Source organism: Glycomyces endophyticus, from assembly GCF_039531525.1.
Lineage (GTDB): Bacteria > Actinomycetota > Actinomycetes > Mycobacteriales > Micromonosporaceae > Glycomyces > Glycomyces endophyticus.
Window position 1 is genome coordinate 219,311 of sequence record NZ_BAAAQF010000002.1, and the last position, 23,205, is coordinate 242,515.

The window sequence follows — 23,205 nt, forward strand, 5'->3', positions numbered from 1 at the left end:
CGGCCGCATCCAGGACCGCGCGAAGGAGGTCAGCCCCCGCCGCCGCCGGAGGCCGCGGCGGCGGTAGCGCCCTGGCGGTTCGCGATCGCCTTCCGGACGGCGGCGCCGACCCAGTGGGCCTCGGCGAGCGCCTTGAGCCGCTTGCGGTCCGGTCGGGCGTCCCGGTCGGGGAACACGGCCTTCTCGAGGCGGACGGCCGCGACGAGGGTAAGGAGGGCGTCGGTGCGCTCGTCGTGGGAGCGGCCGGTCCGGTACGCGGAGGCGAGGCGGGTGCGGGCGTCGTCGGCGGCGCCGCGGCGGGGCAGGTACCGGTCGACGGGGAAGATCCCGAGGGCCCTGCCGCGCTCGCGGCGGAGGTCCCCGGTTTCGACGAGGAGGTCCCGGACGGTCCTGGTGAGGCCTTTCGCGCCGCGGTCGACGGCGGCGTGCGGGGCGCGCGGCCGGTCGGCGGCGAGGGCGGCGAGGCGGGCGTCGAGGAGCGGGTCCCCGGTGGGGGCCGGGTCGAGGACGCGGACCTTCTTGGCGTCGAGGTCGATCCGGCCGGCGAGCGCGAGTTCGAACAGGACGGCACCGGAGAGGCCGAGGTCGAGGTAGCCGCCGCTGCGGTCGCGGCCGGTGGCCGGGTCGTGCGCGAGGAGGGCGAGGGCGGCGGGGAGTCCGGGCATGCCCTCAGCGTAGGCGCGGCCGGCCCGGCGCGGGTCTCAGGCGGTGCCGCCGGAGCGGAGCCGGTCGAGCCAGGCGGCGGCGTCGGCGAAGTCGGCGTCGCTCAGCCCGGCGGGGGGCGGGACGGGCCGGTCGGAGTGGTCGCGGGGGTAGGAGCCGAGGTAGCGGACGTCGGCGCAGACGCGGCGCAGGCCGGTGAGGGCCTCGCCCATGCGGGCCTCGGCGAGGTGGCCGGTGCAGTCGAGGAAGAACGCGTAGCGTCCCAGGCCCTCGCCGGTGGGGCGGGACTCGATGCGGGTGAGGTTGATGCCGCGGCTCGCCAGCTCGGTGAGGACGGCGAGGAGCGCGCCGACCCGGTCGTGGTCGATGTAGACGACGAGGGAGGTGATGTCGTTGCCGGTGGGCTCGGGGGGCGCGGTGGGGCGCACGACGTGGACGAAGCGGGTCTCGGCCCCGGAGTTGTCGCCGATGTCGAAGGCCTGCACGGGGAGTCCGGCGGCCTCGGCGGTGAAGGGGGCGCACACGCAGGCGTCGAACTCGCCGTCGGCGACGCGCTGGGCGGCCTGGGCGGTGGAGAGGGCCTGGTGGACGACGGCGTGCGGGAGTTCGCGGCGGAGGAAGCCGCGGGTCTGGGCGATCGCGTGGGGGTGGGAGGCGACAGTGGCGATCGCGGCGGGGGCCTTGGCGGAGGCGAGCACGAAGGTGACCGGGAGGACGACCTCGCCGGCGATGACGAGGGGGTCGCCGCCGACGAGTTCGTCGACGGTGAGGGTGACGGTGCCCTCCTGGGAGTTCTCGATGGGCACGAAGCCGGCGTCGACCTCGCCGCGGCGGACGGCGTCGAGGATCTCGGGGATCGAGGCGGTGGGCACGGTGGCGGCGCCCTTGGCGGCGGGCAGCCGGCGGAGCGCGGCCTCGGTGAAGGTCCCGCGCGGTCCCAGATAGGCGAACTCCATGGTCCAACGCTAGCAAGGAGGGCCGCCGCGCGGCCGCGAGCAGCACGTCCGGGGCGCTGCGGCGGGCCCTGTTGAGACCGCGGTCTCAACGGCCACCCTCCCTCCGGGGCCCTGCCGGGGTCACGTATGCTTGTCGAGCCCAAGCGGAATTCCGCGGTGGTGAGCCGGAGAAAACGGAGTGCGACATTCGTTGTCGCGTGCCAGGATCACCGTGCGCCCCCATCGTCTAGTGGCCTAGGACGCCGCCCTTTCAAGGCGGTAACACGGGTTCGAATCCCGTTGGGGGTACGACCCAGACGCGGTCCCGGTCACACGGACGCGGATGGTATAAATGAAGAGGTCTTGCGACCTTGCAGAGCCCGAACGGGTTCGACCAAGGTCCCGTAGAGCAGCTAGGAGTGCTCGCCACCCTGTCAAGGTGGAGGTCGCGGGTTCAAATCCCGTCGGGACCGCAGTGAAGGAAAGGCCCGCCGATTCGTCGGCGGGCCTTTTTCGTCGTCCCCGGCTCGCTGCCCCCGGTCCGCAGTTCCCGATCCGCCTCCTCGGCGCCTGCGGGACCGGGCGTCACCAGGACGGCGGGTCGTCCGGGATCGGGTCGCCGGGTCCGGGGCGGTCGTCGCCGGCGCCGACGTCGGGCTCCTCGGCGGCCAGCTCCTCGGCGAGCGGGGCGCCGCGGCGCTCCTCCTCGGCGGTCATGCCCCACCGGTCGGCCTCGCTGTAGTCGCGGGCGTCGAGGATGTCCGCTTCGACCTCCTCGTCCTCCTCCTCGCCGTCGTCGATGTACCCGTAGGGATCGTTGCCGTCGGACATGGCGCCTCCTTCGCTCTCGCGCCCAGTGTTCCCCGAGTCGGGCTCCCGCGCACGGGTTCGCGCGAGACGGCGGCGGGCCGCCCACCTGGGGGCCTCCTCTGTGGTCACGGTCGGTGACCTCACGATCATGAGCGGATTTCAAAGCGCGTTCACCGCGAGTTCATTTTCTTCGTTAACCTTGTGATGTATGACGATTAGCGACCCTGTTCCGCTCGTTGACGCCGGTTTGCCACCCGACCGGTTCCTCGACCGCGAGGAGAGCTGGCTGCGGTTCAACGGGCGCGTCCTGCGCCTGGCGCAGTCCCCTGAGCTGCCCCTGCTCGAACGGGTCCGTTTCCTCTCGATCTTCTCGAACAACCTCGACGAGTTCTTCATGGTCCGCGTCGCCGGCCTCATGCGCCGCCTCGCCACGGGCCTGCCGGTGCGCACCTCCTCGGGCCGCTCCCCGCACGCGCTCCTCAACCGGATCGCCGGGCTCGCGCACCAGCTGAGCATCGAGCACGCCGAGTACTTCCGCGACGAGATCGCCCCGCTCCTCGCGAAGGAGGACATCGCGATCGTCCGCTGGGCCGACCTCGAGGACGTCGAGCGCGCCCGCATGCAGGAGCTGTTCCGCACCCGCGTCTACCCGGTGCTCACCCCGCTCGTCGTCGACCCCGCGCACCCCTTCCCGTACATCTCCGGCCAGTCCCTCAACCTCGCCGTGCAGGTGCGCGACCCCCGCAACGGCACCACCCGGTTCGCGCGCGTGAAGGTCCCGCCGCTGCTCCCCCGGTTCATCGCCGTCGCCCCCGGCCGGTTCGCGCCCCTGGAGGACGTCATCGCGGCGAACCTCGAGCAGCTGTTCCCCGGCATGGACGTCCTCGCCCACCACACGTTCCGCGTCACCCGCAACCAGGACCTGGAGATCGACGAGGACATCACCGAGAACCTCCTCCAGACCCTGGAGCGCGAGCTGCTGCGCCGCCGCTTCGGCCCGGTCGTGCGCCTGGAGGTCGAGGACAGCATCGACACGCGCGTCCTCGACCGGCTCACCGCCGAGCTCGGCGTCGACGAGGAGGTCGTCTACCGGCTCCCCGGGCCGCTCGACCTCGCCGGCCTCGACGCGATCGCGAACATCGACCGCGCCGACCTGAAGTACCCGCGGTTCCGCCCCTCCGAGAAGGTCCTCCCGCCCGAGTCCGACCTGTTCGCCGTCATGCGCGACCGCGACGTCCTCGTCCACCACCCCTACGACTCGTTCACCGCCTCGGTCGAGCGGCTCATCGAGGAGGCCGCCGCCGACCCGAAGGTCCTCGCGATCAAGCAGACCCTCTACCGCACCTCCGGCAAGTCCCCCATCGTCGACGCCCTCATCAAGGCCGCCGACGCCGGCAAGCAGGTCGTCGTCGTCGTGGAGATCAAGGCCCGCTTCGACGAGCAGGCGAACATCGACTGGGCGCAGAAGTTGGAGCAGGCCGGCTGCCACGTCATGTACGGCATAGTCGGCCTCAAGACCCACTGCAAGCTCTCGCTCGTGGTCCGGCAGGAGTCCGACGGGACCCTCCTGCGGTACACGCACGTCGGCACCGGGAACTACCACCCCACCACCGCGCGCCTCTACGAGGACTTCGGGCTCCTCACCACCGACCCCGAGGTCGGCGAGGACGTCAACGCCGTGTTCAACCACCTCACCGGCTACTCCCGCGACGAGGACTACCACCGCCTCCTCGCCGCCCCGCACTCCCTGCGCCCGGGCCTGCTCGACCGCATCCAGCGCGAGATCGACAACCACCGGGCCGGCCTGCCCGCGCGGCTCCGCTTCAAGTGCAACTCGCTCACCGACGAGGGCATCGTGGACGCCCTCTACCGGGCGTCCCAGGCCGGCGTCAAGGTCGACCTGCTCCTGCGCGGCATCTGCGTCCTGCGGCCGGGCGTGCCCGGTCTGTCCGAGAACATCCGCGTGCGCAGCGTGCTCGGCCGTTTCCTCGAACACTCCCGGGTGTTCGTGTTCGAGAACGGCGGCGACCCGGAAGTATGGTTGGGCAGCGCGGACCTCATGCACCGCAACCTCGACCGACGCGTCGAGGTCCTGGTGCGGGTCCAAGGCGACGCCCACCGCGCGCAGCTGACCTCGCTGCTGGACCGCGGCATGGACGACGGCACGCGCACCTGGAAGCTGGGCCCGCTCGGGCTCTGGTCCCGCCAGCGCGGCGGGGCGGACCTCCAGGAACAACTCATGCAGGAGCACCGTTGATGCAACCCGAGATCCTCGCCGCCGGCGCCGTCCTGTGGCGCCCGGGCGAGGACGGCCCGGAGCTGGCCCTCATCCACCGGCCCAAGTACGGCGACTGGACATTCCCGAAGGGCAAGCTCAAGCGCGGCGAGCACCTGCTCGCGGCCGCCCAGCGGGAGGTCTTCGAGGAGACCGGGATCCGCCCGGTGCTCGGCCGCCCGCTCGCGCCCTCATTCTACGACAAGGAGGGCAAGCTCAAGCGCGTCGACTACTGGTGCGCCACACCGGCGGCCGCGGAGGCCGTCGACGAGGCAGTGGACCCGCGCGAGGTCGACGACCTGGAGTGGATCCCGCTCGACCGCGTCGCCGACCGGCTCACGTACGAGCGCGACCAGCCGGTCCTGGCGGACTTCTCGCGCGAGGTCGCCCGCGAGACCGTGCCGATCGTGTTCGTGCGCCACGCCGTGGCCCTCTCGAAGGCCGACTGGTTCGACCAGGACGAGCTGCGGCCCTTGAACCAGCGGGGCCGCGAGCGGGCCCAGCAGCTCGAGGTGCTCCTCGCGGGGTTCCCGTCGGGGGCTGCGTACAGCTCGACGAGCGCGCGATGCCTGGAGACGCTCCTGCCGTACTGCGCGGCCGAGGGCGTCGCCGTCACCGGCCTGCCGGAGTTCACGCTCGGCACGTCCAAGCCCGCCCAGGCGACGGCCCGCCTCGACGAGATCATCGAGTCGGGGGCGCCCGCGGTGGTGTGCGGGCACGGCGAGCACATCGACGAGATGATCGCCTACACCAGCGGCCGCCTGGGCACTCCGGTGCCGGTGGGGCCCTTGGAGAAGGGCGACTTCGTCATCTTCCACACCGCCGGCGGGCGGCTGGTGGCGACCGAGCACCACGACTGAATCGAGCACCACTCGCGGTGGTGTTGCGGGCGGCCGGCCTGGTCTGGGCCGGCCGCCCGCGTGCTCCGCGCGGAGCGGGTGCGTTCGGCGGGGACCCGAGCGCGGGCGGCTTCCCGCGCTCGGGCCTCGGTATGGCGACGTTCGCGAATCCCCTTGTGTCGCCGCCATCCCGCCGATAGCGGATGACGTTTTTGCTATCTACTACAACAGGTACGGCATACAAGTGTCGAATGCGAAGTTCTTACTTGTGGATAACTTCGTGCCGCCGCAGGTCGCGGGGGTTCAGCGGGTGAGGCGGATCGTGTCGATGTAGACGCCGCCGGCGCGGAACACCAGGTACAGGTCCTGGATGCCCTCGGCGCCTTGGAGGTCGGCGGCGGTGTCGGCGAAGTCCTGGAGGCCGGTGGTCTTCGGGACGGGGACCTCGGCGAGGAGCGGGCCGTCGGGGGCGGCCGCGCGGACCTCGACGGCGCGGTTCTCGGAGGCGGCGTCGGCGAGGTCGGCCCAGTCGGCGGCGGTGGTGGCGGTGCGCAGTTCGATCCGCTTGGCGCCGTTCAGGTCGACCTTGGTGAAGCCGACGTGGTCGCCGGGGCGGCGCGAGGCGGTGGAGTGGTAGCCGCCCTCGCGCTTGAGGGTGTGGAGTTTGGCGACCTCCCAGTAGGTGACGCCCTGCGCGATCGTGGCCTTCTCCCACACGTTCGCGCCCTGCGACAGGTCGAGGGGCGCGATGGTCTCGCCGTGGATGCGGACCGCGGCCTCGGGCCCCTCGCCGTCGGCGCCGACGGCGAACCGGTAGTCGCCGGTCTCCACGATCCGCTTGCCGCTCACCACGTCCCAGACGAAGAGGTGCTGCGGGTCGACCTCGATCTCGACGCGCCGGGTCTCGCCGGGGGCGAGGTCCCGGGCGCGGGTGAATCCCGCGAGCCGCGCCGTGGGGACCCGGTCGCCGTACGCCGATTCGGCGATGCCCGCGAAGAGGAGCACGACCTCGTCGGAGGTCCGGTCGCCCGTGTTGGTGACGTCGACCGCGGCGGTGAACCGCTCCGCGGCGTCCGTGGCGGACGGGATCTGGAGGTCGCCGTAGGTGAAGCGGGTGTAGCTCAGGCCGTGCCCGAAGCCGTAGACCGGTTCGGCCTTCGAGTACTGGTAGGTGAGGCCGGCGCTGATGACGTCGTATTCGAGCATGTCGACCTCGTCGACGCGGAACGCCTCCGCGCGCGGGCCCGCCTTCGGGAGCGAGGACGTGTCGGCGAGCCAGGTCGAGGTGAGCCGCCCGGCCGGCGAGTAGTCGCCGCTGATCGCGTCGGCCAGCGCGGTGCCGAGGTCCTGCCCGGCGTGGGAGGTGTAGAGGATGGCGGCGACGTTCGGGTCGGCGGCGATGTTGCCGATCGCCAGGGGGTAGGCCGAGACCACGACGACGACGGTGCGGCCGGGCTTCGCGGCGGCGACGTCGCGGGCGAGGTCGGCCTGGCGCGGGGCGAGGTCGAGGCCGGGGCGGTCGAAGCATTCGCGGGCGTTGACCATCGGGTGGTTCCCGACGAACACGACCGCCCAGTCCGCTTCGGCCGCGAGGGCTGCGGCGGCCGCGGGGCCGCTCTCGACGATCGTCTCCGTGAGGACCGGTTCGGCCGGGCCCTTCACGAGCGGCAGTGTGCCGTCTTCGGCGAGGCGCGGGTGGTAGGGGCCGTCGGCTTCGGCGGGCACGTGGTTGACGCCGAAGAGGTCGACCGCGCCGCCGTCGTGGCGGCGGTAGTGGAGGTTCTGGTGGGTGAACCAGGCGTCGCCGTCCTCCATGGCGTCGGTGACGGCCTCGAGGCGCGGTCCGCCGCCGCCGGATGCGCCGGCCTGGTTCTCGAAGCTGGCCGGGCCGTCGTCGCGCTGGAGGAGGTTCGCCTGGACGAACCTGCCGGTGGCGTGGTGGCGGAACATGTGCTGTTCGTGCGCCCAGTCCCAGGCCTCGAAGGTCTCGGTGTCGCCGAGGTGCTCGGCGGCGGCGGTGAGGGCGCCGTCTTCGGCGACGGTGACGTACCGGTCGCCGGCCTGCCAGGCGACGGTGTCGTTGCCGCTGTGGTGGGTCACGCGGCCGAAGCGTTCGCGGAGGGCCTGGAGGGGGCTGGGGCGGCGCTCGGCGGGGACGGTGGGGCTGTAGAAGTCGCGGAGGTTGAGGTCGGCGAGCGGGCCGACGACGGCGATCGCGGCGGTCTCGGGGAGCGGCAGTGCGGCGGACTCGTTCTTGAGGAGGACGAGCTGCTCGCGGGCGGCCCGGCGGGCGAGGGCGCGGTGCTCGGGCCGGTCCTGGGGGTGGGGGTCGGCGGGGATCAGGTTGTATTCGCAGGCGTCGCCGTCGAGTCTGCCGGTGCGGACGAGGAAGCTGAGCCAGTCGCGCGCAGCATGGTCCACATGGGACATGTCGACGCCGAGGACGCCGCGCCGGACGGCCTCGCCGGCGTTCGGTACGAACGGCAGTTCGGAGCCGTCGTGGAAGTGGCTGACGCCGGCGAGGAGCATGAGCGCGGAGGCGTAGACGCCGTTCTCGTCGGTGTCGATCGCCAGGCCCTGCTCGGCTGCGAGCGCGGTCGGGTAGGGCACGTCGCCGCGCGGGTCGACCTGCCAGGTGTCCCACGGCTCGCCCTTGGTGGTGTGGAGGTTGACGCCGTCCCAGCCGTCGGGGAGGAAGAAGAACTCGCCGTCCGCGGCCCATTCCCCGCGCAGGGTCTGCATGAGCGGGGAGACGATCGAGGGCACGCCGTTGACGTTGTTGTAGGCGGTCATCGCGCCCATGACCGCGCCGGCCTCGACCGGCATCCGGTAGGGCACGGCCTGGTACTCGTGGAGGGCGCGCACGCTCATGGAGGAGGAGCCCTGCGCGCGGCGCCATTCGTGGCTGTAGCCGAGGAAGTGCTTCATCTGCGGGAAGGTCTTGACGTAGACGGGGTGGCGGCCGCGCAGGCCCCAGGCGTAGGCGGTGGCCATGGCGCCGACGTGGAGCGGGTCCTCGCCGAAGCCCTCCTCGAAGCGGCCGGCGAGCGGGTTGGAGCGGATGTCGGCGACCGGGCCGAACGAGGCGTAGACGCCGGTGTCGCGGGCGCGCACTTCGAGGGCGACGGCCTCGCCGACGGCCTCGATCAGCTCGGTGTCCCAGGTCGCGCCGAGGCCGATGGCCTGGGGGAAGAACGTGGCGTCGGGCTTCTTGCCGGAGCTGTGGAGGACTTCGTTGAACTCGTTGGTCAGCGGCGGGAGGGTGAAGCCGTCGGCGAGGACGGTCTCGGGGATCCCGTTGAGGCATGCGAGCTTCTGCTCGTCGCTCATGAGGGCGAGGAGGGCGTCGACGCGCTCGGCGACGGGCCGGGTCGGGTCGAGGTAGGCGGGAGCGCTCATTCGGGTCCGATCGGTCGGTGGCTGGTCCCCCGACATTACGACGGGCGACCGAACTAATTCAACCGGGTTCCCGGGTCGTGGCGGAATGCGAGCGGAGGTTCCGGGGCGAATCGGACACGGGGTGGCCCCCCGGTTCAAGCGTGCCACCGGGGTGCGACGGGGATCCGGTGCGCCCTGCGGGACGCCGCCCGCGCTGGCCGACCCGTGGTCGTTCGGTTCGTTACGATGCTCGTCATGAGCCCCGGCCCCCAAGGAACGTCTCTCGGCATCGACTTCGGCACCTCGCACACGATCGCGGTGGTCCGGCGCGCCGACGGCGGCGTCCGCCCGCTGCTGTTCGACGGCGCGCCCCTGATGCCCTCCGCGGTGTGCGCCGACGCCGAGGGCGGCCTCCTGGTCGGCCGCGACGCCGTGCACGCGGGCCGCCGCCACCCCGAGCGCTTCGAGCCCAACCCGAAGCGCCTCATCGACCGGCCCTCGACGCTGCTGGGTTCGCGCGAGTACCCGGTCCCCGACCTCATCGCGGCCGTGCTCGGCGCGGTCGCCGACGAGTGCCGCCGCGTCGTGGGCGTGCCCGCGCAGGTGACGCTCACCGTCCCCGCGGAGTGGGGCCCGGCGCGCCGCCAGGTCGTCGAGGACGCCGCCGCGCGGTCGGGCCTGGGCCGGGTGCGGCTGGTGCCCGAGCCGGTGGCGGCCGCGACGTACTACGCGGAGGCCCTGAAGCACCGCACCGCCGTCGGCTCCTCGATCGTCGTCTACGATCTCGGCGCGGGCACGTTCGACGCGAGCGTGGTGCGCCGCACCGAGTCCGGGTTCGAGACGGTGGCCCTCGACGGCCGGGGCGACCTGGGCGGCCTCGACATCGACGCCGCGCTCATCGACCACCTCGGCAAGGTGTACGGGACCCGCGAGGGCTGGCAGCGCCTGATGCACCCGGAGACGGTCGAGGAGCGCCGCCACCTGCGCGACTTCCAGGAGGAGGTCCGCGGCGCCAAGGAGCGGCTCTCGCGGCACCAGCAGTCCGACATCGCGATCCCGCTGCTCGACGTCGAGGCGCACCTGACCCGCAGCGAGCTGGAGCAGATCGCCCGCCCGCACCTGGAGCAGACGATCCGCGTGACCCTCGCGGTCATCCGCGCGGCGGGCCTGAACCTCGCCGACAGCGCGGGCGTGTTCCTCGTCGGCGGCGCGAGCCGCATGCCGCTGGTCGCGACCATGCTCCACCGCGAGCTCGGCATCGCGCCGACCGTGCTCGACCAGCCGGAGGTCGTCGTCGCCGAGGGCTCGGTCCTGTGGACGAGCTCCGAGGCCGCGACGCTCCCGTTCCAGCGGCCCTACACGCCGGTCCCGCCGCCCGTCCGGGCCGCGCCGGTCCCGCTGACGCCGCAGAACGCACCCGGCGCGGCGTTCCCGCCCCGCACCCAGCCGCAGCCGCTGGGGCCCCCGCCGCAGCAGGACACGCCGCCGGAGCCGCGCACGGCCCCGGTCGCCCCGTTCTCCCCGCCGCCGCAGACCCTCCCGCCGCGCACCGCCGCGACCCCGCCGGCGCCCGCCCCCGAACCGCCCGAGACCGACGCGGAGCGCCTGCGCCGCAAACGGACCGGCCGCCGCGTCCTCGTCTGGTTCGTCGTGGTCGACCTGCTCATCGTCGCGGGCCTCGCCTGGTACTTCAACCGCGACGAGGGCGCCGACGGCACCGACCAGGAGAGCTTCGACGCCGCCGACTCCGGTGCCGGCGAGGGCATGCCCGCCATCGGTGCGCAGTGGTCCGACGCCGAGATGGGCGACCAGGTCGACGAGCTCCTCGGCGCCCACGACAGCCCCGTGTCCTCCATGGCCGCCCTGGAGACCGACGACGGCCCGATGCTCCTCACCACCGACGGCAGCGAGATCCGCCAGTGGTCCATGGACACCGGCGCGTTCATCGCCGAGTACGCGATCGACGGCACCGTCGGCGGGCTGTGGACCGTCGACGACTCCGAGGGGGTCCCCTCGGTCGTCGCGCTCACCGACGACTACGAGCCGTGGATGTGGACGCCCGGCGACGGCGCGTTCGCGTTCCAGGGCACGCCCGACCTCGACCTCGAGGACCCGGCCGAGCGGGTGCGCGTCGCCTTCACCGAAGGCGAGCCCGTGGTCGCCTTCGTGACCGCGACCCAGGCGCAGATGTACCTCATCGAGTCGCAGTCGCTCACGGACGTCGTGGAGATCCCCGCCGGCCTCGGCTACCCCAACTACTACATCGACGGCGACACCGGCTACAGCGAGATCGCGACCGTCAGCGGCGACGAGCTGCCCACGGTCGTCGACGGCCTCTCCGGGAGCGTCCTCGGCACCGTCGACCCCTCCGACGAGTGGAGCGACGACGCCGACGTGTCGGGCATGGGCGTCGTCTACGACGACGGCACCCCGTACGCGATGGTCTACGACGACCGGCTGGTCCTGCACTTCTGGAGCCTGTACGACTACACCCCGGCACTGAACACCGTCGCCTACGCCAGCGCCGGCGACCGGTTCCACAACGAGATCCTCGCGGCCGAGACCGGCCCCGCCCTCATGTACCGCAACAAGGACACCACCGCGACGTCCCTGCTCGACATGCAGAGCTCGGCGACGTTCCCGCTGGAGCCCGGCGGCGGCGCCGAGGTCACCTCGCTCGAGAACATCACCGTCGACGGCGGCCGCGACTTCGCGGTCACCGGCGACAGCAACGGCAACATTCAATTCTGGAGTCTGGGACTGTGATCATCCTGGTCGTCGCGGCCGTCATCGTCGCCGCCGCCACCGCGTACGCCATCTGGGCCGGAGGCAAGGAGCACCGGATCGAGACGACCGCGCACCTGGACGCCCGGGCCAACGAGGTGTGGGCGGTCCTGACCGACTTCCCCGCCTACGGCGAGTGGAACCCGTTCATCACCGCGATCGCCGGCCTCCTCGCCGAGGACGAGCGGCTCGACGCACAGTTCGTCCAGGGCAGCGGGAAGACCGTGTCGTTCCGGCCCCGCGTCCTGCGCGTCTCCCCCGCCCGCCAGATCCGGTGGCTCGGGAAGCTCGGCCCGGGCGGGCTGTTCGACGGCGAGCACTACTTCGTGCTCGAACCGCAGCAGGACGGCACCACGGTCCTCACCCACGGCGAGCGCTTCACCGGCATCCTGGTGCCCCTCATGGCCGGCGCCCTCGGCGACACCGAGCGCGGCTTCGCCGCGATGAACGAGGCCCTCGCGGACCGCCTCAAGACCGCCCGCGACTGAGGCCCCGGCACACGAGATCGCGCCGCGGCCCCGTCGGGGCCGCGGCGCGAGTCGTCGTCGTGCTGCGGCGCTTGCGGTCCGCGCCCGGATCGGCGCGGCCCGTCTCGCGTTCCTTAGAGGACGCCCGCGCCGGCCAGCTCGGTCACGCCGGAGACCGCGTCGGAGGCCGTGTCCGCAACACCTTCGGAGGTGGTGTTGCCGACCAGGCCGCCGGCGAGGCCGCCGACCACCGGGGCGCCGCTGACGACGCCGCCGACGGTGTCGAGACCGGGGACGGGGAGGGCCTCTTCGTTGAGGTCCACGTCCGCGGCTTCGGCGGTGGCGAGCTCCTTGTGGCTGTCGTGCTTGTCGTGCTTGTCGTCGCCGGGGATCTCGGCCTCGGAGCCGCCGTCGCACGAGGCGGTGGCGACACCGAGGATCGCGATGGCGTTGCCGCACACGTTGATCGGGGCCTGGATCGGCGCGAACACCTGGTTGCCGTTGCCGAGGCCCACGTTGCCCTGGCTGGTGAGGTCCCCGGCGCCGCTGTAGTCGGCGTCGGCGCCCCCGTCGCAGCCCGCGTCGGCCACGCCGCCGACGGCGATCGCGTTGCCGCAGGCGTTGATCGGGGCCTGGATCGGCGCGAGGAGCTGGTTGCCCGAGAGCGCGCCGTAGTTGTGCTGGGTCAGGGTGCTCCCCGACTCGGTCGCGTGGCCGGACTCGGCGATGTTCGCGTCCGCCCCGCCCTCGGACCCGGCCCAGGCGTGCCCGCCGACCGCGGCGGCGATGCCGCTCACGTCGACCGGGACCTGGACGGGCGCGAACGCCTGGTTGCCGTTGCCCAGACCGGTGTTGTTCTGGGTGAGCATCTCCCCGGCGCCGTCGAAGTCGGCTTCCGAGCCGCCCTCGCAGCCGGCGTCGGCGGTGCCGAGGACGGCCGCGGCGACGCCGCAGATGTTGACGGGGACCTGGATCGGGGCGATGACCTGGTTGCCGGAGACGGCTCCGACGTTGTCCTGCGTGGTCGTGTCAGGCCCGGTGGCGTGAGCGGTGCCGGCGCCGGCGACGAGAACCGCCCCGACGGCGACGAGTCCGGTCTGCGCGGTCTTGCGAGCCCATGAGTTGTGCACGAAGTTCACCTTTCAGGGAAATGGGTTGTTGCTGTTCCATCACGTCCCCCGTGAAGCTCCGTGGCCCCAATTGCTTGTGCGCGTTCGAGGAAGGCGAGCTGGGTCTCGCCTGAGAACGGGTGCTATTGAAGCCGGGAGAGTTGTGCGGCCGGCGGGCCGTCCGGTCGTGCGCCTGCGGGCACGCTCGCGCGGACTCGGCGGTGCACCGCCTTGTCGCGCTCGCTCGCCTGCGAGGTGCTGGGGCCGGACGGGCCCGTCGTCCGTGGTCGGCCGGGCGCGGCGGGCGCCGCGGCCGAGGTTCGAGCCCTAGAAGGGCAGCGGGACCGGGAGGCCGCCGCCGAGGCCGCCGAGGAGGTCCCCGACGGGCAGGGCGTCGAGCGGGCCGCCCTGCGGCTCCTCGTCCTGGGGCTTCTCGTCCTGGCCGCCCTTGTTCGGGTTCTCGGCGGGCTTGTCGGTCTTGGCCTCGGCGTCGGGGCCCGCGGGCACCAGCATGTTGAGGCCGGGGACCGCGCTGACCGCGCTGAGCCCGGGCACCTTGTCGGTGACGCCCGAGGCCATGCCGGTGACCGCGTCGGGCGAGACCGGGAGCCCCCCGAGGGCTTCCGGAGTCGCCGTGACGAGGTCGCCGGTGGACTCCTCGACGCTGTCGGCGGCCTGAGCGGCCGTCCCCGCGAGCAGCAGAGCCCCCGTGGCGAGGCCCCCGACGAGGCCCGCCGTACGCACAGTGCGCATCTTCATCTGCTTCATTGCCTTTCCTCGTACCGCTGGGCCGGTGGTCGACTGGGGAAGCAGCACAGACCGGGCCGCGGCGCGGCACTAGATCGCTGAATTGTCCGTGTTCGACAAGCGGCTGGCGGCGGCGCGCACCGAAGCGGCGCCCGCTCATGCGACCCCCAGCCGCGACCGCACCGGCTGGTTCGCCGGCGGATCGGGGACCGCGCTCACTGTCCGGTGGGCCGGTGACACCCCGGCCCGGCCGCATCGCGTGCGGCCACCCTGAATAACTGGAGAGGCAGGGGCGCGGTTACGCCCAGACGCGAAGAAATTCGAAAAAGATGCGTTGTTGCGCACCCGCAATGTGAGGATGCCGCATATGCCCGAGTCGCCGCGGGCCCGGGGACGCGAAGCGGCCCTCCGCTCGAAAGCGAAGGGCCGCAACGAAAAAGATGATTCCGGCTACCTGACCCGGGGCAGGATCATCGTGTCGGTATGCCCGGAGCCGCCGTTCTGGTCCTCGCCGCCGTTGCGCTTCTTGCGGATCAGCTTGATGACGCGCGCGATCACGAACCACGCGAACAGGCCCGCGATGACGACGACCACGATCTTGCTGAGCAGGCCCGAGTACTCGGCCAGGATCGGCTCGATCGAGGGGCCGAAGGAGAAGCCCAGCCCGATCCAGATCCCGTTCCAGATCACCGAACCGACGAGGGTGTAGCCGGTGAACTTCCAGAACGGCATCTTCTCGATCCCGGCGGGGACCGAGATCGCGCTGCGCACCAGCGGAAGGCAGCGGCCCGCGAGGACGGCGATCCCGCCCCACCTGGCGAAGAACTTCTCCGAGCGCTCGAAGTCCTTGAGCTCCAGGAGCGGCAGCTTCTCGAACAGCCAGCGGGTGCGCTCGCGGCCGAAGAAGTAGCCGACGTAGTAGAGGATGTACGCGCCGCCCATCGAGCCGAGCGCGGCGAAGAACATCGCCAGCCAGAAGTTCATCTTGTCCTGGTAGGCGAGGAACCCGGCCACGGGGAGGATGAGCTCGGAGGGGATCGGGGGGAAGACGGACTCGATCATCAGGGCGAGGCCGACGCCGACCTCGCCGAGGGTGTCGATGAGCCCGAGCACCCAACCGATGATGCCGTCGTATTCGTCGGCGTGGGTGACGTCTCCGGTGGAGGCGGCCGCCAGTGCCAGTGTTCCGCTGAGCATGTTGGTCACGCGGCCAGCGTATCCGGCTCGCGTTCGGGCCCGCTTCGGTCATCGGACCGAGGGCGCACCGGTCGCGCGGCCGACCCCGCGCCGGGCCCGGCGGGGGCGCCCTTCGGCCAGGTGTCGCGAGGCGTGCGGAGGCGGGCCATACTTAGTGGTAATTCCGCGCTTCTTACGGCACGCACGCCCCGGACAGCGCTCGGCGTATCGCAGGTTGAGGGGGCTTCGATGAGTCGCACGGTCGGGCCGTACACCGATGTCGCCACCGCGCGCGTCGAAGGGGCCTACGAGCTGTGCGAGGGCAGCGACGAGACCGGCCGGCCCGTCCAGATCCTCACCCTCGGCTCCACCTCCTCCAAGGACCCGGCCCGCCGCGGCCTCCTCTCCGACACCGTGGCCTGGGCGTACGCCACCGCGGGCCCCGGGGACGCCCCGATCCTGGTCGCCGACCTGGAGGCCGAGCAGCCGTACGTCGTGGTCCTGAAGAACCCGCACCTGCGCGGGGCCGACCGGATCATGGACCGGCTCCTCGCCCTCGGCCCGGCCACCGGGCCGCTCCCGGTCGGGCCCGCGGCCGCGGCCCAGCGGGCCGCCCACCAGCTGGCCGCCGCGCAGCGCTCGGCCGCACCCGCCTCGCCCTCGCCGGTGAGCACCGGGGGCTTCGCGGGGTCGCCGCCGACGTCCCCGCCGGTGGTCATCATCGCGCCGCCGAAGCGGCGCTCGCAGCTCGTCCCGATCCTCGTCGGCGTCGGCTCGGTCGCGGTCATCCTCGCGCTCGTGGTCGGGGTGTGGATCCTCATGTCCGGCGGCGGCGGGGGCGACGACGACGCCACCGCCGACCCGGGCGCCGGCGCCGCGGTCGACGAGGTGTCGCAGCAGCCCTCCGACGCCGGCGAGGACGACCGGCAGAGCGACGAGGTCCCCCAGTGGGACGAGGACGCCGGCGAGGAGCGCGTGGGCGGGACCCTGTTCGGCGACGGCGCCGACACCCAGACCATCGCGTACGCGGGCTGGCCGTTCGCGTTCCGCCTCCCCGACGACTTCTCGTGCAGCGAGGAGGAGCGCGCGGCGGTGTGCTCGGCCGACGGCGGCGACTCGCACATCACCGTCGGCTGGGAGGAGTGCCCGGGCGAGTGCTCCGCGGACATGCGCGAGGCGCTCCGCGAGGCACTGCCCTACCAGCCGCTCCAGACATTCCAGAACGGCGACGTCGGCGTGGCCGAGCGGACCCAGGCGGCCGGGCGGTGGCGCGGGTCCCTGAGCGTGTTCACGGCGGCCGACGGCGGCGTGTTCCACGCGTGGTCGAGCGTCGACGTGGCGGACTTCCGCACCGACGAGGCCTGGCAGGTCTTCAACGACGTGCTCAACCAGGCGGAGGCGAAGGCGGTCTAGCGCTCGTCCCAGCTGCGGAGCGCGGCCTCGACGACCTCCGCGGAGGTCGGCGGGGGCTGCGGGACGCCGGGGGTGAGCCCGTGCTGGGCGAGGAGCTCCCCGTACTGCGTGCTGCTGTAGGAGCGCAGGAGGTTCTGGGCGGCCTCGCGCTCGTGCTCGCCGATCCCGGCGTCCACGAGCATCGGGTACTCGAACTGGGCGACCTGGGCCGCGCCGGAGGGGGCCTGGAGGAGCTCGCCGCCGCCCGCGTTCAGGGCGGCGACCTCGGGGGCGGACATGACGGGCGGCCCGTCGCCGCCTTCGACGGTGTACTCGTCGACGCCGAAGATGACGATCCACATCAGGCTCGCCGCGTGCCGGCGCGGGTCCTGGAGGGCCACCTCGGTCTCGTCGGGGAGGATCTGGTCGGTGCTCTGGCCCTCGGGGAGGGCGATGCCGACGGCGCTGGACGCGGTCGAGTCCTGGAGGACCTCCCACCGGTCGGCGAGGCCGCTGCCGGGGAGGGTGCGCCACAGGCCGGTCTCGGGGATCCAGACGTCGGCGTCCTCCACGGCGTTCCCGGCGACGGCCTCGACGGTGATGTCGGCGCAGACGTCGGAGCCGCGGGAGGGGGCGCCGCCGCCGGCGGCGACGAACTCGTCGAGCACGGCGGCGATCTCGGGGGCGGCCGCGACCTTCAGCTCCACCTCCGTCCCGCAGGACTGGACGTGGGCGATGGCGGCGTTGAGGGTGTACGCGGTGACCGGCGCGAAGACGGCGAGCAGCGCCGCGCCTCCGAGGAGGCGGCGGCCCTCTTTCGAGAGGCGCCCTCGTCTGCGGTGTACGCCTGCCATGTGACGAGTGTATGACCTGGCGCAAGCGCAGTCGAGTTCGCGTTTTTCAGTTATCGCATGGGGACTGTGCGTCGCCGCTGTTCAGGGCGGCGGTTCGGCGGGACGTCCGGGCCGGACCGGGGCGGGCGGTTCCGTCCCGCCCCGGTCCGGCTCCGGCGTCCGCGGCGGTCACCGGCGCCGCGGGCGCCGCTTCGGCGGCGTCAGCAGGTCGGCGACGATCCGCATCGTCTCGGGGACGAGGCGGAAGTAGGCCCACACCCCGCGCTTGTCGCGCTGGACGACCCCCGCCTCGGCGAGGATGCGCAGGTGGTGGGAGACGGTCGGCTGGGAGAGCCCGAGGGGCTCGGTCAGCTCGGCGACGCAGGCCTCCTGCTCGGGGGCAGCCTGGATGAGGCTGATGAGTTGCAGGCGGTTCGGATCGGCGAGTGCTTTGAGGACACCCGCGATGCGCTCCGCGTCGGACTTGGAGAGCGTTTCGCCGCTGACCGGCGAGACTGGCGTCTCGGCCTCGACGGTGACTCGCACCATGATCGTGTTCCTTCCGGATTGGTTCCAGTCGGAACCGGACTACGGCCGCACTGCCCATTAATCCAGTTCCAACCCTGAATATGCCTCCGCGTTGTGGCCGGGCGGTAACGACGACGCTTCCGGCGCGCAAAGGCTTTCGGTTCCGTTGGATCGCGAATCGGACTGCACCACGGTCCGCTCCGGTTCCACAGCCGAGATTACGCCTGCCCTGCCAGCGGGGCCACCGCTGACACTTGATCATTTCGCAGGACACAGGATCGGCTATTCAGTTGAAGCCGCACTACCAGGAGTTATATCTAAATCTCCCTATGTTTAAGCGGTTGCCGATTCCACGGTGAGAGCGGATTCACCCGCATCGATCGATCGACGTCCCAACATATAGAACAGCTCTGATTCATGATGTTAGCGCGCGCCCGCCCGGAATGCAGGCCGGCGGTGTTTCCACTCGGTTACGTCAAGTTGAGAAAACCCACATTCGGGACACGGCGAAGGGCGGGGCCGATCGGCCCCGCCCCGCAGTTCGCCTCAGGCCCGCGGACGGGCCGTCGAGTCGCGCTCGATGAGCTCGGCGTCGACCGACAGCTCCTCGGGGTACTCCTCGTCCTCCACCAGCGCCGCCTCCAGGGCCCGCACGCCCATGTCGTGCAGCGGCAGCGCCACCGTCGTCAGCGACGGCGTGAGGTCGCGCACGATCGGGATGTCGTCGAACCCGGCCACCGACACCTGGTCGGGGATGCTCACCCCGCCCTCGCGCAGGGCCGTGCACAGGCCCGTGGCCTGCACGTCGGAGGTCACGAACACCGCGGTCGGGAGCCGCTCGCCCTCGAGGAGCCGCCGGCCCGCCTGGTAGCCGCCGTCGCGGGTGAACTCGGCCGGGACGTGCACGACCTCGGCGTCCGGGGGCAGCGCCGACAGGAACCCCTCGCGGCGCTCGCGCACCACCTGGAGCTGCTCGGGGCCGGCGACGACGGCGAAGCGGCGGTGGCCCAGCTCGGACAGGAACCGCGCCAGCCCGGCCGCGCCCTCCCGGTTCGCGGGCCGCACGACCCGCCCGGGGAGCCCCGGCTGGCCCACGGAGACCACGGTCGCGCCCAGTTCCAGCAGGTCCGACAGGTGCTCGGAGAGCCGCTGCTCGGCGGCCTTGTCCGTGGTCCGCGAACCGGCGACGATGACCGCGCGCGGCCGGTAGCCGCGCAGCGAGTCCAGGTGCTGCACCTCCGAGTCGGGGTCGATGCCGGTGTCGGCGATCAGGACGCGCACGTTCCGCCGGGCCGCCTCCGCGAGGACGCCGCCCGCGATCTGCCCGAAGTACGGGTCGGTGACGTCGTGGAGGAGCAGGGCCACGGTCTGCGAGGTCGCCCGCGCCAGCACCTGCGCGCCGACGTTCGGGGCGTACCGCAACCGGCGCGCCGCCTCGCGCACCCGCTCGCTGAGCTGGTCGCTCACCCGGTGCGGGGAGCCGTTGAGCACGCGGGAAGCGGTGGCCACCGAGACACCTGCGGCTCGGGCGACATCGGCCAGTCGGGCCGGTTGTTTGCGTTCCATCTCGCTGAGGCTACTCATCTGCGGAAAGCGCTGCTCAAGCGGTCCTGAGCCGCCGGTCCCTCCACACTCGCCAGACCACGTAGGCCACAGCGGCAACACCGACGCCGACGGCCGCGACCTTGAGCGGACTGGGCCCGGACAGCTGGGGGCGCAAGGCGACCGGGCGCCGGAACGTCAGCTGCGGCCACCCCTCCTCCTGCGCGAGGCGCCGCAGTCCGCGGTCGGGGTTGACGGCCCGCGGGAAGCCCACGGCGCGCAGCATCGGCTCGTCGGTGATCGAGTCGGAGTACGCGAACGACGCCGCCAGGTCGATCCCGCGCTCGGCCGCGAACGCCGTCATGGCCTCGGCCTTCGCCGGGCCGGCGGCGTAGAAGTCGATCTCCCCGGTGTAGCGCCCGTCGTCGCCGACGACCATGCGCGACGCGATCACGTCCGTCGCCCCGAGCATCCGCCCGATCGGCGCGACCATCTCCTCGCCGGAGGCGCTCACCAGCACCACCGCGCGGCCCGCGGACCGGTGCGCCTCGATGAGCGCCGCCGCCTCCGCGTACACCGCGGGCGCGATCAGCTCGTCGAGGGTCTCCTCGACGATCGCCCGGACCTCGTGGGCGGGCCAGCCGCGCGACAGCTCCGCGACCGAGTCGCGGGTGCGCGCCATCTGCGCCTCGTCGGCCGACCCGCCGAGGCGGAACAGCAGGTGCGAGTAGCCGACCTTGAGGACGTCGCGCCGCGCGAGCAGGCCGCCCTGGTAGAGCGGCCGCGAGAAGGCGAGGCTGCTCGCCTTCGCGATGATCGTCTTGTCCAGGTCGAAGAAGACCGCGCCGTTCCGCGACCGGGCCGGCGCCGGGGCCGGCCCGAGCGAGAGTGCCGTCGAGCCGTTGCGGGGCTCCGCTGCGTTCATGCCGCCAGTCTAGACAGCGCGACAAACCCCTTTCGCCCACTTGTCCCACGCCCGCCGACCGTGTCGGGCGCCGATGTCGGCCCCGGCCCGTAAGCTGGCGCCATGCCGAAGAGCCAGCGAATCGCCTACGCCTGCGGCGCATGCGGGGTCCGGGTCCCCAAGTGGGTCGGCCAGTGCCCCGAGTGCGGCGAGTGGGGCTCCATGGAGGAGACCGCGGCCCCGCCGCGCCAGGCCGCGGGCCCGGGACCGGCCGCGACGGGCGCCCGCCGCCCGGTGACGCCGGCGCTGAAGATCGGCGCCGTCTCCTCCGCGCAGGCCGCGAGCCTCCCCACCGGCGTCGGCGAGTTCGACCGCGTCATGGGCGGCGGCATCGTCCCCGGCGGCGTGACCCTCATCTCGGGCGAGCCGGGCGTCGGCAAGTCGACGCTCCTCCTCGAAGTCGCACACCGGTTCGGCGAGGCCGGGTACGGCCGCGCGCTCGTCGCCACCGGCGAGGAGTCCGCGTCGCAGGTCCGCCGGCGCGCCGACCGCACCGGGTGCCTCTCCGAGGAGCTCTACCTCGCCGCCGAGACCGACCTGGGCGCCGTCCTCGGGCACATCGAGGACGTCAAGCCGGGCCTGCTCGTGCTCGACTCGGTCCAGACCGTCATCGCGCCGGACACCGACGGCGTCCCCGGCGGCGTCACCCAGGTCAAGGCCGTCGCCACCGCGATCACGCAGGAGGCCAAGGCCCGCAACATGGCCGTGATCCTCGTCGGCCACGTCACGAAGGACGGGGGCATCGCCGGTCCGCGCGCGCTGGAGCACCTGGTCGACACGGTCGTGCACTTCGAGGGCGACCGGCACTCGATGCTGCGGCTGCTGCGCGGCGTCAAGAACCGGTTCGGCCCCTCCGACGAGGTCGGCTGCTTCGAGATGACCGAGGACGGCATCGTCTCGCTCGCCGACCCCTCCGGGCTGTTCCTCGACGACGCCCCGACCGAGCCGACGCCGGGCACCTGCGTCACGGTCACGATGGAGGGCCGCCGGGCCGTCCCGGTCGAGATCCAGGCGCTGCTCGGCAAGTCGGTGAAGGACGGCGCGGTGCCGCGCCACACGGTCTCGGGCCTCGACCTGGCCCGCCTGAACATGGTCCTCGCGGTGCTCACGCGGCGCGGCGGCATGCGGCTGCTCGACCGCGAGGTGTACGCGACGACGATCGGCGGCATCCGGGTCCGCGAGCCCGCGTCGGACCTGGCGCTGGCGCTGGCGCTGGTGAGCGCCGACCAGGAGATCGCGGTGAGCGCCGACCTGGTGGCGATCGGCGAGGTGAGCCTGACGGGCCAGGTGCGGCGCACGGTGAACGCGGACCGCCGCGTGAGCGAGGCGGCTCGCCTGGGCTTCAAGACCGCGATCGTGCCGAAGGGCTCGGTCTCGGAGCGCCACCGCATCGAGGTGGTCGAGGTCGAGACGATCATCGACGCGAAGCAGGCCGCGGCCAGGACCTGGGCGCGCCGGGGCTGACGGCCGGGCCGCGGCGGGAGGCGGTGCGGCGGGCGGCCCGTGCGGTCGGCGCGGCTGCGGCGCGGGGCCGCTAGGGCGGTCCGGGCCTGAAGGGGGATCGCTCCACGCGGCCGACCTGCTCGGCGAGGAGGTCGCGCTTCGAGGCGAGGTCGGCGATCTGCCGGTCGAGCCGGTCGAGGCCGTCGTCGAGGACGGCCTTGGAGTGGTCGCAGTGCCGCACGCCCTTCGCGCACACGCACGGCATGAGTTCGCGGATCTCCCGCGAGGTGAGGCCCGACTCCAGGAACCGCCGGATCTGCCCGACCTGGTCGGGGGCGTCCTCGGCGTAGCGCCGGTACCCGTTCGCGTCGCGGTGCGGGACGAGGAGCTCCTGCTCCTCGTAGTAGCGCAGCAGCCGGGTGCTCACCCCGGTGCGCCGCGCGAGCTCGCCGATCAGCACCATGGCCTCCGTCACATGTGTTGGACCTTCACACTGGTGTGAAGTCATAACGTCGCGGCCATGACGAACATTTCCGCGGACACCTCCGCTGCGAAGCCGCTCGCCCCCAAGGGGATCGCCCTCGACACCGCGACCGTGGGCTCCGGCCCCGGGATCGTCCTCGCGCACGGCGCGAGCGGCAGCATCGAGTCGAACTTCGGCTCGCTCCTGCCCCTGCTGGCCGCCGACCACACGGTCACCGCCTCCGGCTACCCCACCGACGACACGCCGCTCGACCTCGACGGCCTCGCGGACGCGCTGGTCGCGGCGGCGGCCGTCGAGCGGTTCACGATCGTCGGCTTCTCCCTCGGCACCGCCGTCGCGGTGCGGGCGGCGGTGCGCCACCCCGACCGGGTGGCCGGGCTGGTCCTGGCCGCGGGGATCGCGCGGGCCGACACCCGGCTGCGGCTGGCGTTCGACCTGTGGTCGGCGCTCCTGGACGCCGGCGACCACGAGGCGTTCGCCCGGTTCGCGCTGTACGCGGCCTTCAGCGCCGAGTTCACGAACAGCCTTGCGCCCGAAGCGGTCGCGGAGGCCGTGGCGTCGATCGCGGCGCGCGTCCACGACGGCATCCGCCCGCAGGCGGCCCTCGGCAGGGCGGCCGACACGACCGCGGACCTCGCCCGCGTCGCCGTCCCGACCCTCGTCATCGCCGCCACCGAGGACGTCCTGGTCGACCCGGCGAACCACCGCTTCCTCGCCGAGCGCATCCCGGGCGCGGAGTACGCCGAGGTCAGGGCCGGCCACGTGCTCATGGCCGAGCGCCCGGACGAGTGGCACGCCCTCGTGCGCGGCTTCCTGGCGCGCCACGGGCTCTGAGG

The 23,205-nt window shown here is 72.8% G+C and carries 19 protein-coding genes and 2 tRNA genes; 9 read left to right on the forward strand and 12 right to left on the reverse strand.

Features of this window, described 5'->3' with window-relative positions:
- Positions 1-29: 29 nt before the first annotated feature.
- On the reverse strand, positions 30-665 hold the full coding sequence (locus tag ABD419_RS01785; RefSeq protein ID WP_344481007.1) for a GOLPH3/VPS74 family protein: 636 nt from the start codon (positions 663-665) through the stop codon (positions 30-32).
- Between the two features lie 36 nt (positions 666-701).
- Entirely contained in the window at positions 702-1,619 is a 918-nt protein-coding gene (gene pheA / locus ABD419_RS01790) for a prephenate dehydratase (RefSeq protein ID WP_344481010.1), read from the reverse strand.
- Between the two features lie 215 nt (positions 1,620-1,834).
- Here pheA and ABD419_RS01795 point away from each other — a divergent pair.
- Positions 1,835-1,907: transfer RNA gene (locus ABD419_RS01795), tRNA-Glu, on the forward strand.
- Positions 1,908-1,996: 89 nt separating this feature from the next.
- Positions 1,997-2,071 (forward strand) — tRNA-Asp (locus ABD419_RS01800).
- 112 nt (positions 2,072-2,183) lie between these two features.
- Here ABD419_RS01800 and ABD419_RS01805 read toward each other — a convergent pair.
- Positions 2,184-2,429: a hypothetical protein gene (locus ABD419_RS01805; protein ID WP_344481480.1), complete on the reverse strand. Its 246-nt coding sequence runs from the start codon at positions 2,427-2,429 to the stop codon at positions 2,184-2,186.
- 187 nt (positions 2,430-2,616) lie between these two features.
- On the opposite strand from ABD419_RS01805, the gene ABD419_RS01810 reads away from it, so the two are divergent.
- Together ABD419_RS01810 and ABD419_RS01815 are read left to right on the forward strand one after the other, a co-directional pair.
- On the forward strand, positions 2,617-4,665 hold the full coding sequence (locus ABD419_RS01810; RefSeq protein ID WP_344481012.1) for an RNA degradosome polyphosphate kinase: 2,049 nt from the start codon (positions 2,617-2,619) through the stop codon (positions 4,663-4,665).
- Positions 4,665-5,543, forward strand: a complete 879-nt coding sequence (locus tag ABD419_RS01815; RefSeq protein WP_344481014.1) for an NUDIX hydrolase — start codon at positions 4,665-4,667, stop codon at positions 5,541-5,543. The genes ABD419_RS01810 and ABD419_RS01815 overlap by 1 nt, the downstream gene beginning before the upstream one ends.
- 282 nt (positions 5,544-5,825) lie before the next feature.
- On the opposite strand, the gene ABD419_RS01820 is transcribed toward ABD419_RS01815, so the two are convergent.
- Positions 5,826-8,921: a glycoside hydrolase family 3 C-terminal domain-containing protein gene (locus ABD419_RS01820; protein ID WP_344481017.1), complete on the reverse strand. Its 3,096-nt coding sequence runs from the start codon at positions 8,919-8,921 to the stop codon at positions 5,826-5,828.
- A gap of 234 nt (positions 8,922-9,155) precedes the next feature.
- Between ABD419_RS01820 and ABD419_RS01825 the strand changes: the two genes are divergently transcribed.
- Entirely contained in the window at positions 9,156-11,666 is a 2,511-nt protein-coding gene (locus ABD419_RS01825) for an Hsp70 family protein (protein ID WP_344481020.1), read from the forward strand.
- Positions 11,663-12,172: an SRPBCC family protein gene (locus tag ABD419_RS01830; protein WP_344481023.1), complete on the forward strand. Its 510-nt coding sequence runs from the start codon at positions 11,663-11,665 to the stop codon at positions 12,170-12,172. The genes ABD419_RS01825 and ABD419_RS01830 overlap by 4 nt, the downstream gene beginning before the upstream one ends.
- Positions 12,173-12,285: 113 nt before the next feature.
- Here the strand turns inward: ABD419_RS01830 and ABD419_RS01835 are convergent, their stop codons facing one another.
- The 3 genes from ABD419_RS01835 to ABD419_RS01845 form a co-directional block, all read right to left on the reverse strand.
- Complete coding sequence (locus tag ABD419_RS01835; protein ID WP_344481026.1) at positions 12,286-13,281, reverse strand: chaplin family protein; 996 nt, start codon at positions 13,279-13,281, stop codon at positions 12,286-12,288.
- 306 nt (positions 13,282-13,587) lie between these two features.
- Positions 13,588-14,028 (reverse strand): hypothetical protein, encoded by a 441-nt coding sequence (locus ABD419_RS01840; RefSeq protein ID WP_344481029.1) that lies wholly within the window; start codon positions 14,026-14,028, stop codon positions 13,588-13,590.
- Between the two features lie 429 nt (positions 14,029-14,457).
- The gene (locus ABD419_RS01845) at positions 14,458-15,204 is read right to left on the reverse strand and encodes a DedA family protein (RefSeq protein WP_344481462.1); all 747 of its coding nucleotides are present in this window, start codon (positions 15,202-15,204) and stop codon (positions 14,458-14,460) included.
- Between the two features lie 228 nt (positions 15,205-15,432).
- Here ABD419_RS01845 and ABD419_RS01850 point away from each other — a divergent pair, with 228 nt between their 5' ends.
- A complete protein-coding gene (locus ABD419_RS01850; protein ID WP_344481032.1) occupies positions 15,433-16,596 on the forward strand; it encodes a hypothetical protein in 1,164 nt (387 codons plus the stop codon).
- Here the strand turns inward: ABD419_RS01850 and ABD419_RS01855 are convergent.
- The 4 genes from ABD419_RS01855 to ABD419_RS01870 form a co-directional block, all read right to left on the reverse strand.
- Positions 16,593-17,429, reverse strand: a complete 837-nt coding sequence (locus tag ABD419_RS01855) for a hypothetical protein (RefSeq protein ID WP_344481035.1) — start codon at positions 17,427-17,429, stop codon at positions 16,593-16,595. The two genes, ABD419_RS01850 and ABD419_RS01855, sit on opposite strands and share 4 nt — an antisense overlap.
- A 168-nt stretch (positions 17,430-17,597) precedes the next feature.
- Complete coding sequence (locus tag ABD419_RS01860; RefSeq protein ID WP_091033022.1) at positions 17,598-17,957, reverse strand: ArsR/SmtB family transcription factor; 360 nt, start codon at positions 17,955-17,957, stop codon at positions 17,598-17,600.
- Between the two features lie 525 nt (positions 17,958-18,482).
- Positions 18,483-19,520, reverse strand: a complete 1,038-nt coding sequence (locus tag ABD419_RS01865; protein WP_344481041.1) for a LacI family DNA-binding transcriptional regulator — start codon at positions 19,518-19,520, stop codon at positions 18,483-18,485.
- Positions 19,521-19,536: 16 nt separating this feature from the next.
- A complete protein-coding gene (locus tag ABD419_RS01870; protein WP_344481044.1) occupies positions 19,537-20,403 on the reverse strand; it encodes an HAD family hydrolase in 867 nt (288 codons plus the stop codon).
- A 102-nt stretch (positions 20,404-20,505) separates the two neighbouring features.
- Between ABD419_RS01870 and radA the strand changes: the two genes are divergently transcribed.
- Positions 20,506-21,906, forward strand: coding sequence for a DNA repair protein RadA (radA, locus tag ABD419_RS01875; RefSeq protein WP_344481047.1), 1,401 nt, complete (start codon positions 20,506-20,508; stop codon positions 21,904-21,906).
- Positions 21,907-21,976: 70 nt separating this feature from the next.
- Here the strand turns inward: radA and ABD419_RS01880 are convergent, their stop codons facing one another.
- On the reverse strand, positions 21,977-22,360 hold the full coding sequence (locus ABD419_RS01880; protein WP_344481049.1) for a MerR family transcriptional regulator: 384 nt from the start codon (positions 22,358-22,360) through the stop codon (positions 21,977-21,979).
- Positions 22,361-22,405: 45 nt separating this feature from the next.
- On the opposite strand from ABD419_RS01880, the gene ABD419_RS01885 reads away from it, so the two are divergent.
- Positions 22,406-23,203, forward strand: a complete 798-nt coding sequence (locus ABD419_RS01885; RefSeq protein WP_344481051.1) for an alpha/beta fold hydrolase — start codon at positions 22,406-22,408, stop codon at positions 23,201-23,203.
- Positions 23,204-23,205 lie beyond the last annotated feature (2 nt).

Excerpts from the sequence above, each read along its gene's own strand:
- ABD419_RS01785 (WP_344481007.1), bottom strand. The coding sequence starts at position 665 with ATGCCCGGACTCCCCGCCGCCCTCGCCCTCCTCGCGCACGACCCGGCC.
- pheA (WP_344481010.1), bottom strand. The coding sequence starts at position 1,619 with ATGGAGTTCGCCTATCTGGGACCGCGCGGGACCTTCACCGAGGCCGCG.
- ABD419_RS01805 (WP_344481480.1), bottom strand. The coding sequence starts at position 2,429 with ATGTCCGACGGCAACGATCCCTACGGGTACATCGACGACGGCGAGGAG.
- ABD419_RS01810 (WP_344481012.1), top strand. The coding sequence starts at position 2,617 with ATGACGATTAGCGACCCTGTTCCGCTCGTTGACGCCGGTTTGCCACCC.
- ABD419_RS01815 (WP_344481014.1), top strand. The coding sequence starts at position 4,665 with ATGCAACCCGAGATCCTCGCCGCCGGCGCCGTCCTGTGGCGCCCGGGC.
- ABD419_RS01820 (WP_344481017.1), bottom strand. The coding sequence starts at position 8,921 with ATGAGCGCTCCCGCCTACCTCGACCCGACCCGGCCCGTCGCCGAGCGC.
- ABD419_RS01825 (WP_344481020.1), top strand. The coding sequence starts at position 9,156 with ATGAGCCCCGGCCCCCAAGGAACGTCTCTCGGCATCGACTTCGGCACC.
- ABD419_RS01840 (WP_344481029.1), bottom strand. The coding sequence starts at position 14,028 with ATGAAGCAGATGAAGATGCGCACTGTGCGTACGGCGGGCCTCGTCGGG.
- ABD419_RS01845 (WP_344481462.1), bottom strand. The coding sequence starts at position 15,204 with ATGCTCAGCGGAACACTGGCACTGGCGGCCGCCTCCACCGGAGACGTC.
- ABD419_RS01850 (WP_344481032.1), top strand. The coding sequence starts at position 15,433 with ATGAGTCGCACGGTCGGGCCGTACACCGATGTCGCCACCGCGCGCGTC.
- ABD419_RS01855 (WP_344481035.1), bottom strand. The coding sequence starts at position 17,429 with ATGGCAGGCGTACACCGCAGACGAGGGCGCCTCTCGAAAGAGGGCCGC.
- ABD419_RS01860 (WP_091033022.1), bottom strand. The coding sequence starts at position 17,957 with ATGGTGCGAGTCACCGTCGAGGCCGAGACGCCAGTCTCGCCGGTCAGC.
- ABD419_RS01865 (WP_344481041.1), bottom strand. The coding sequence starts at position 19,520 with ATGAGTAGCCTCAGCGAGATGGAACGCAAACAACCGGCCCGACTGGCC.
- ABD419_RS01870 (WP_344481044.1), bottom strand. The coding sequence starts at position 20,403 with ATGAACGCAGCGGAGCCCCGCAACGGCTCGACGGCACTCTCGCTCGGG.
- radA (WP_344481047.1), top strand. The coding sequence starts at position 20,506 with ATGCCGAAGAGCCAGCGAATCGCCTACGCCTGCGGCGCATGCGGGGTC.
- ABD419_RS01885 (WP_344481051.1), top strand. The coding sequence starts at position 22,406 with ATGACGAACATTTCCGCGGACACCTCCGCTGCGAAGCCGCTCGCCCCC.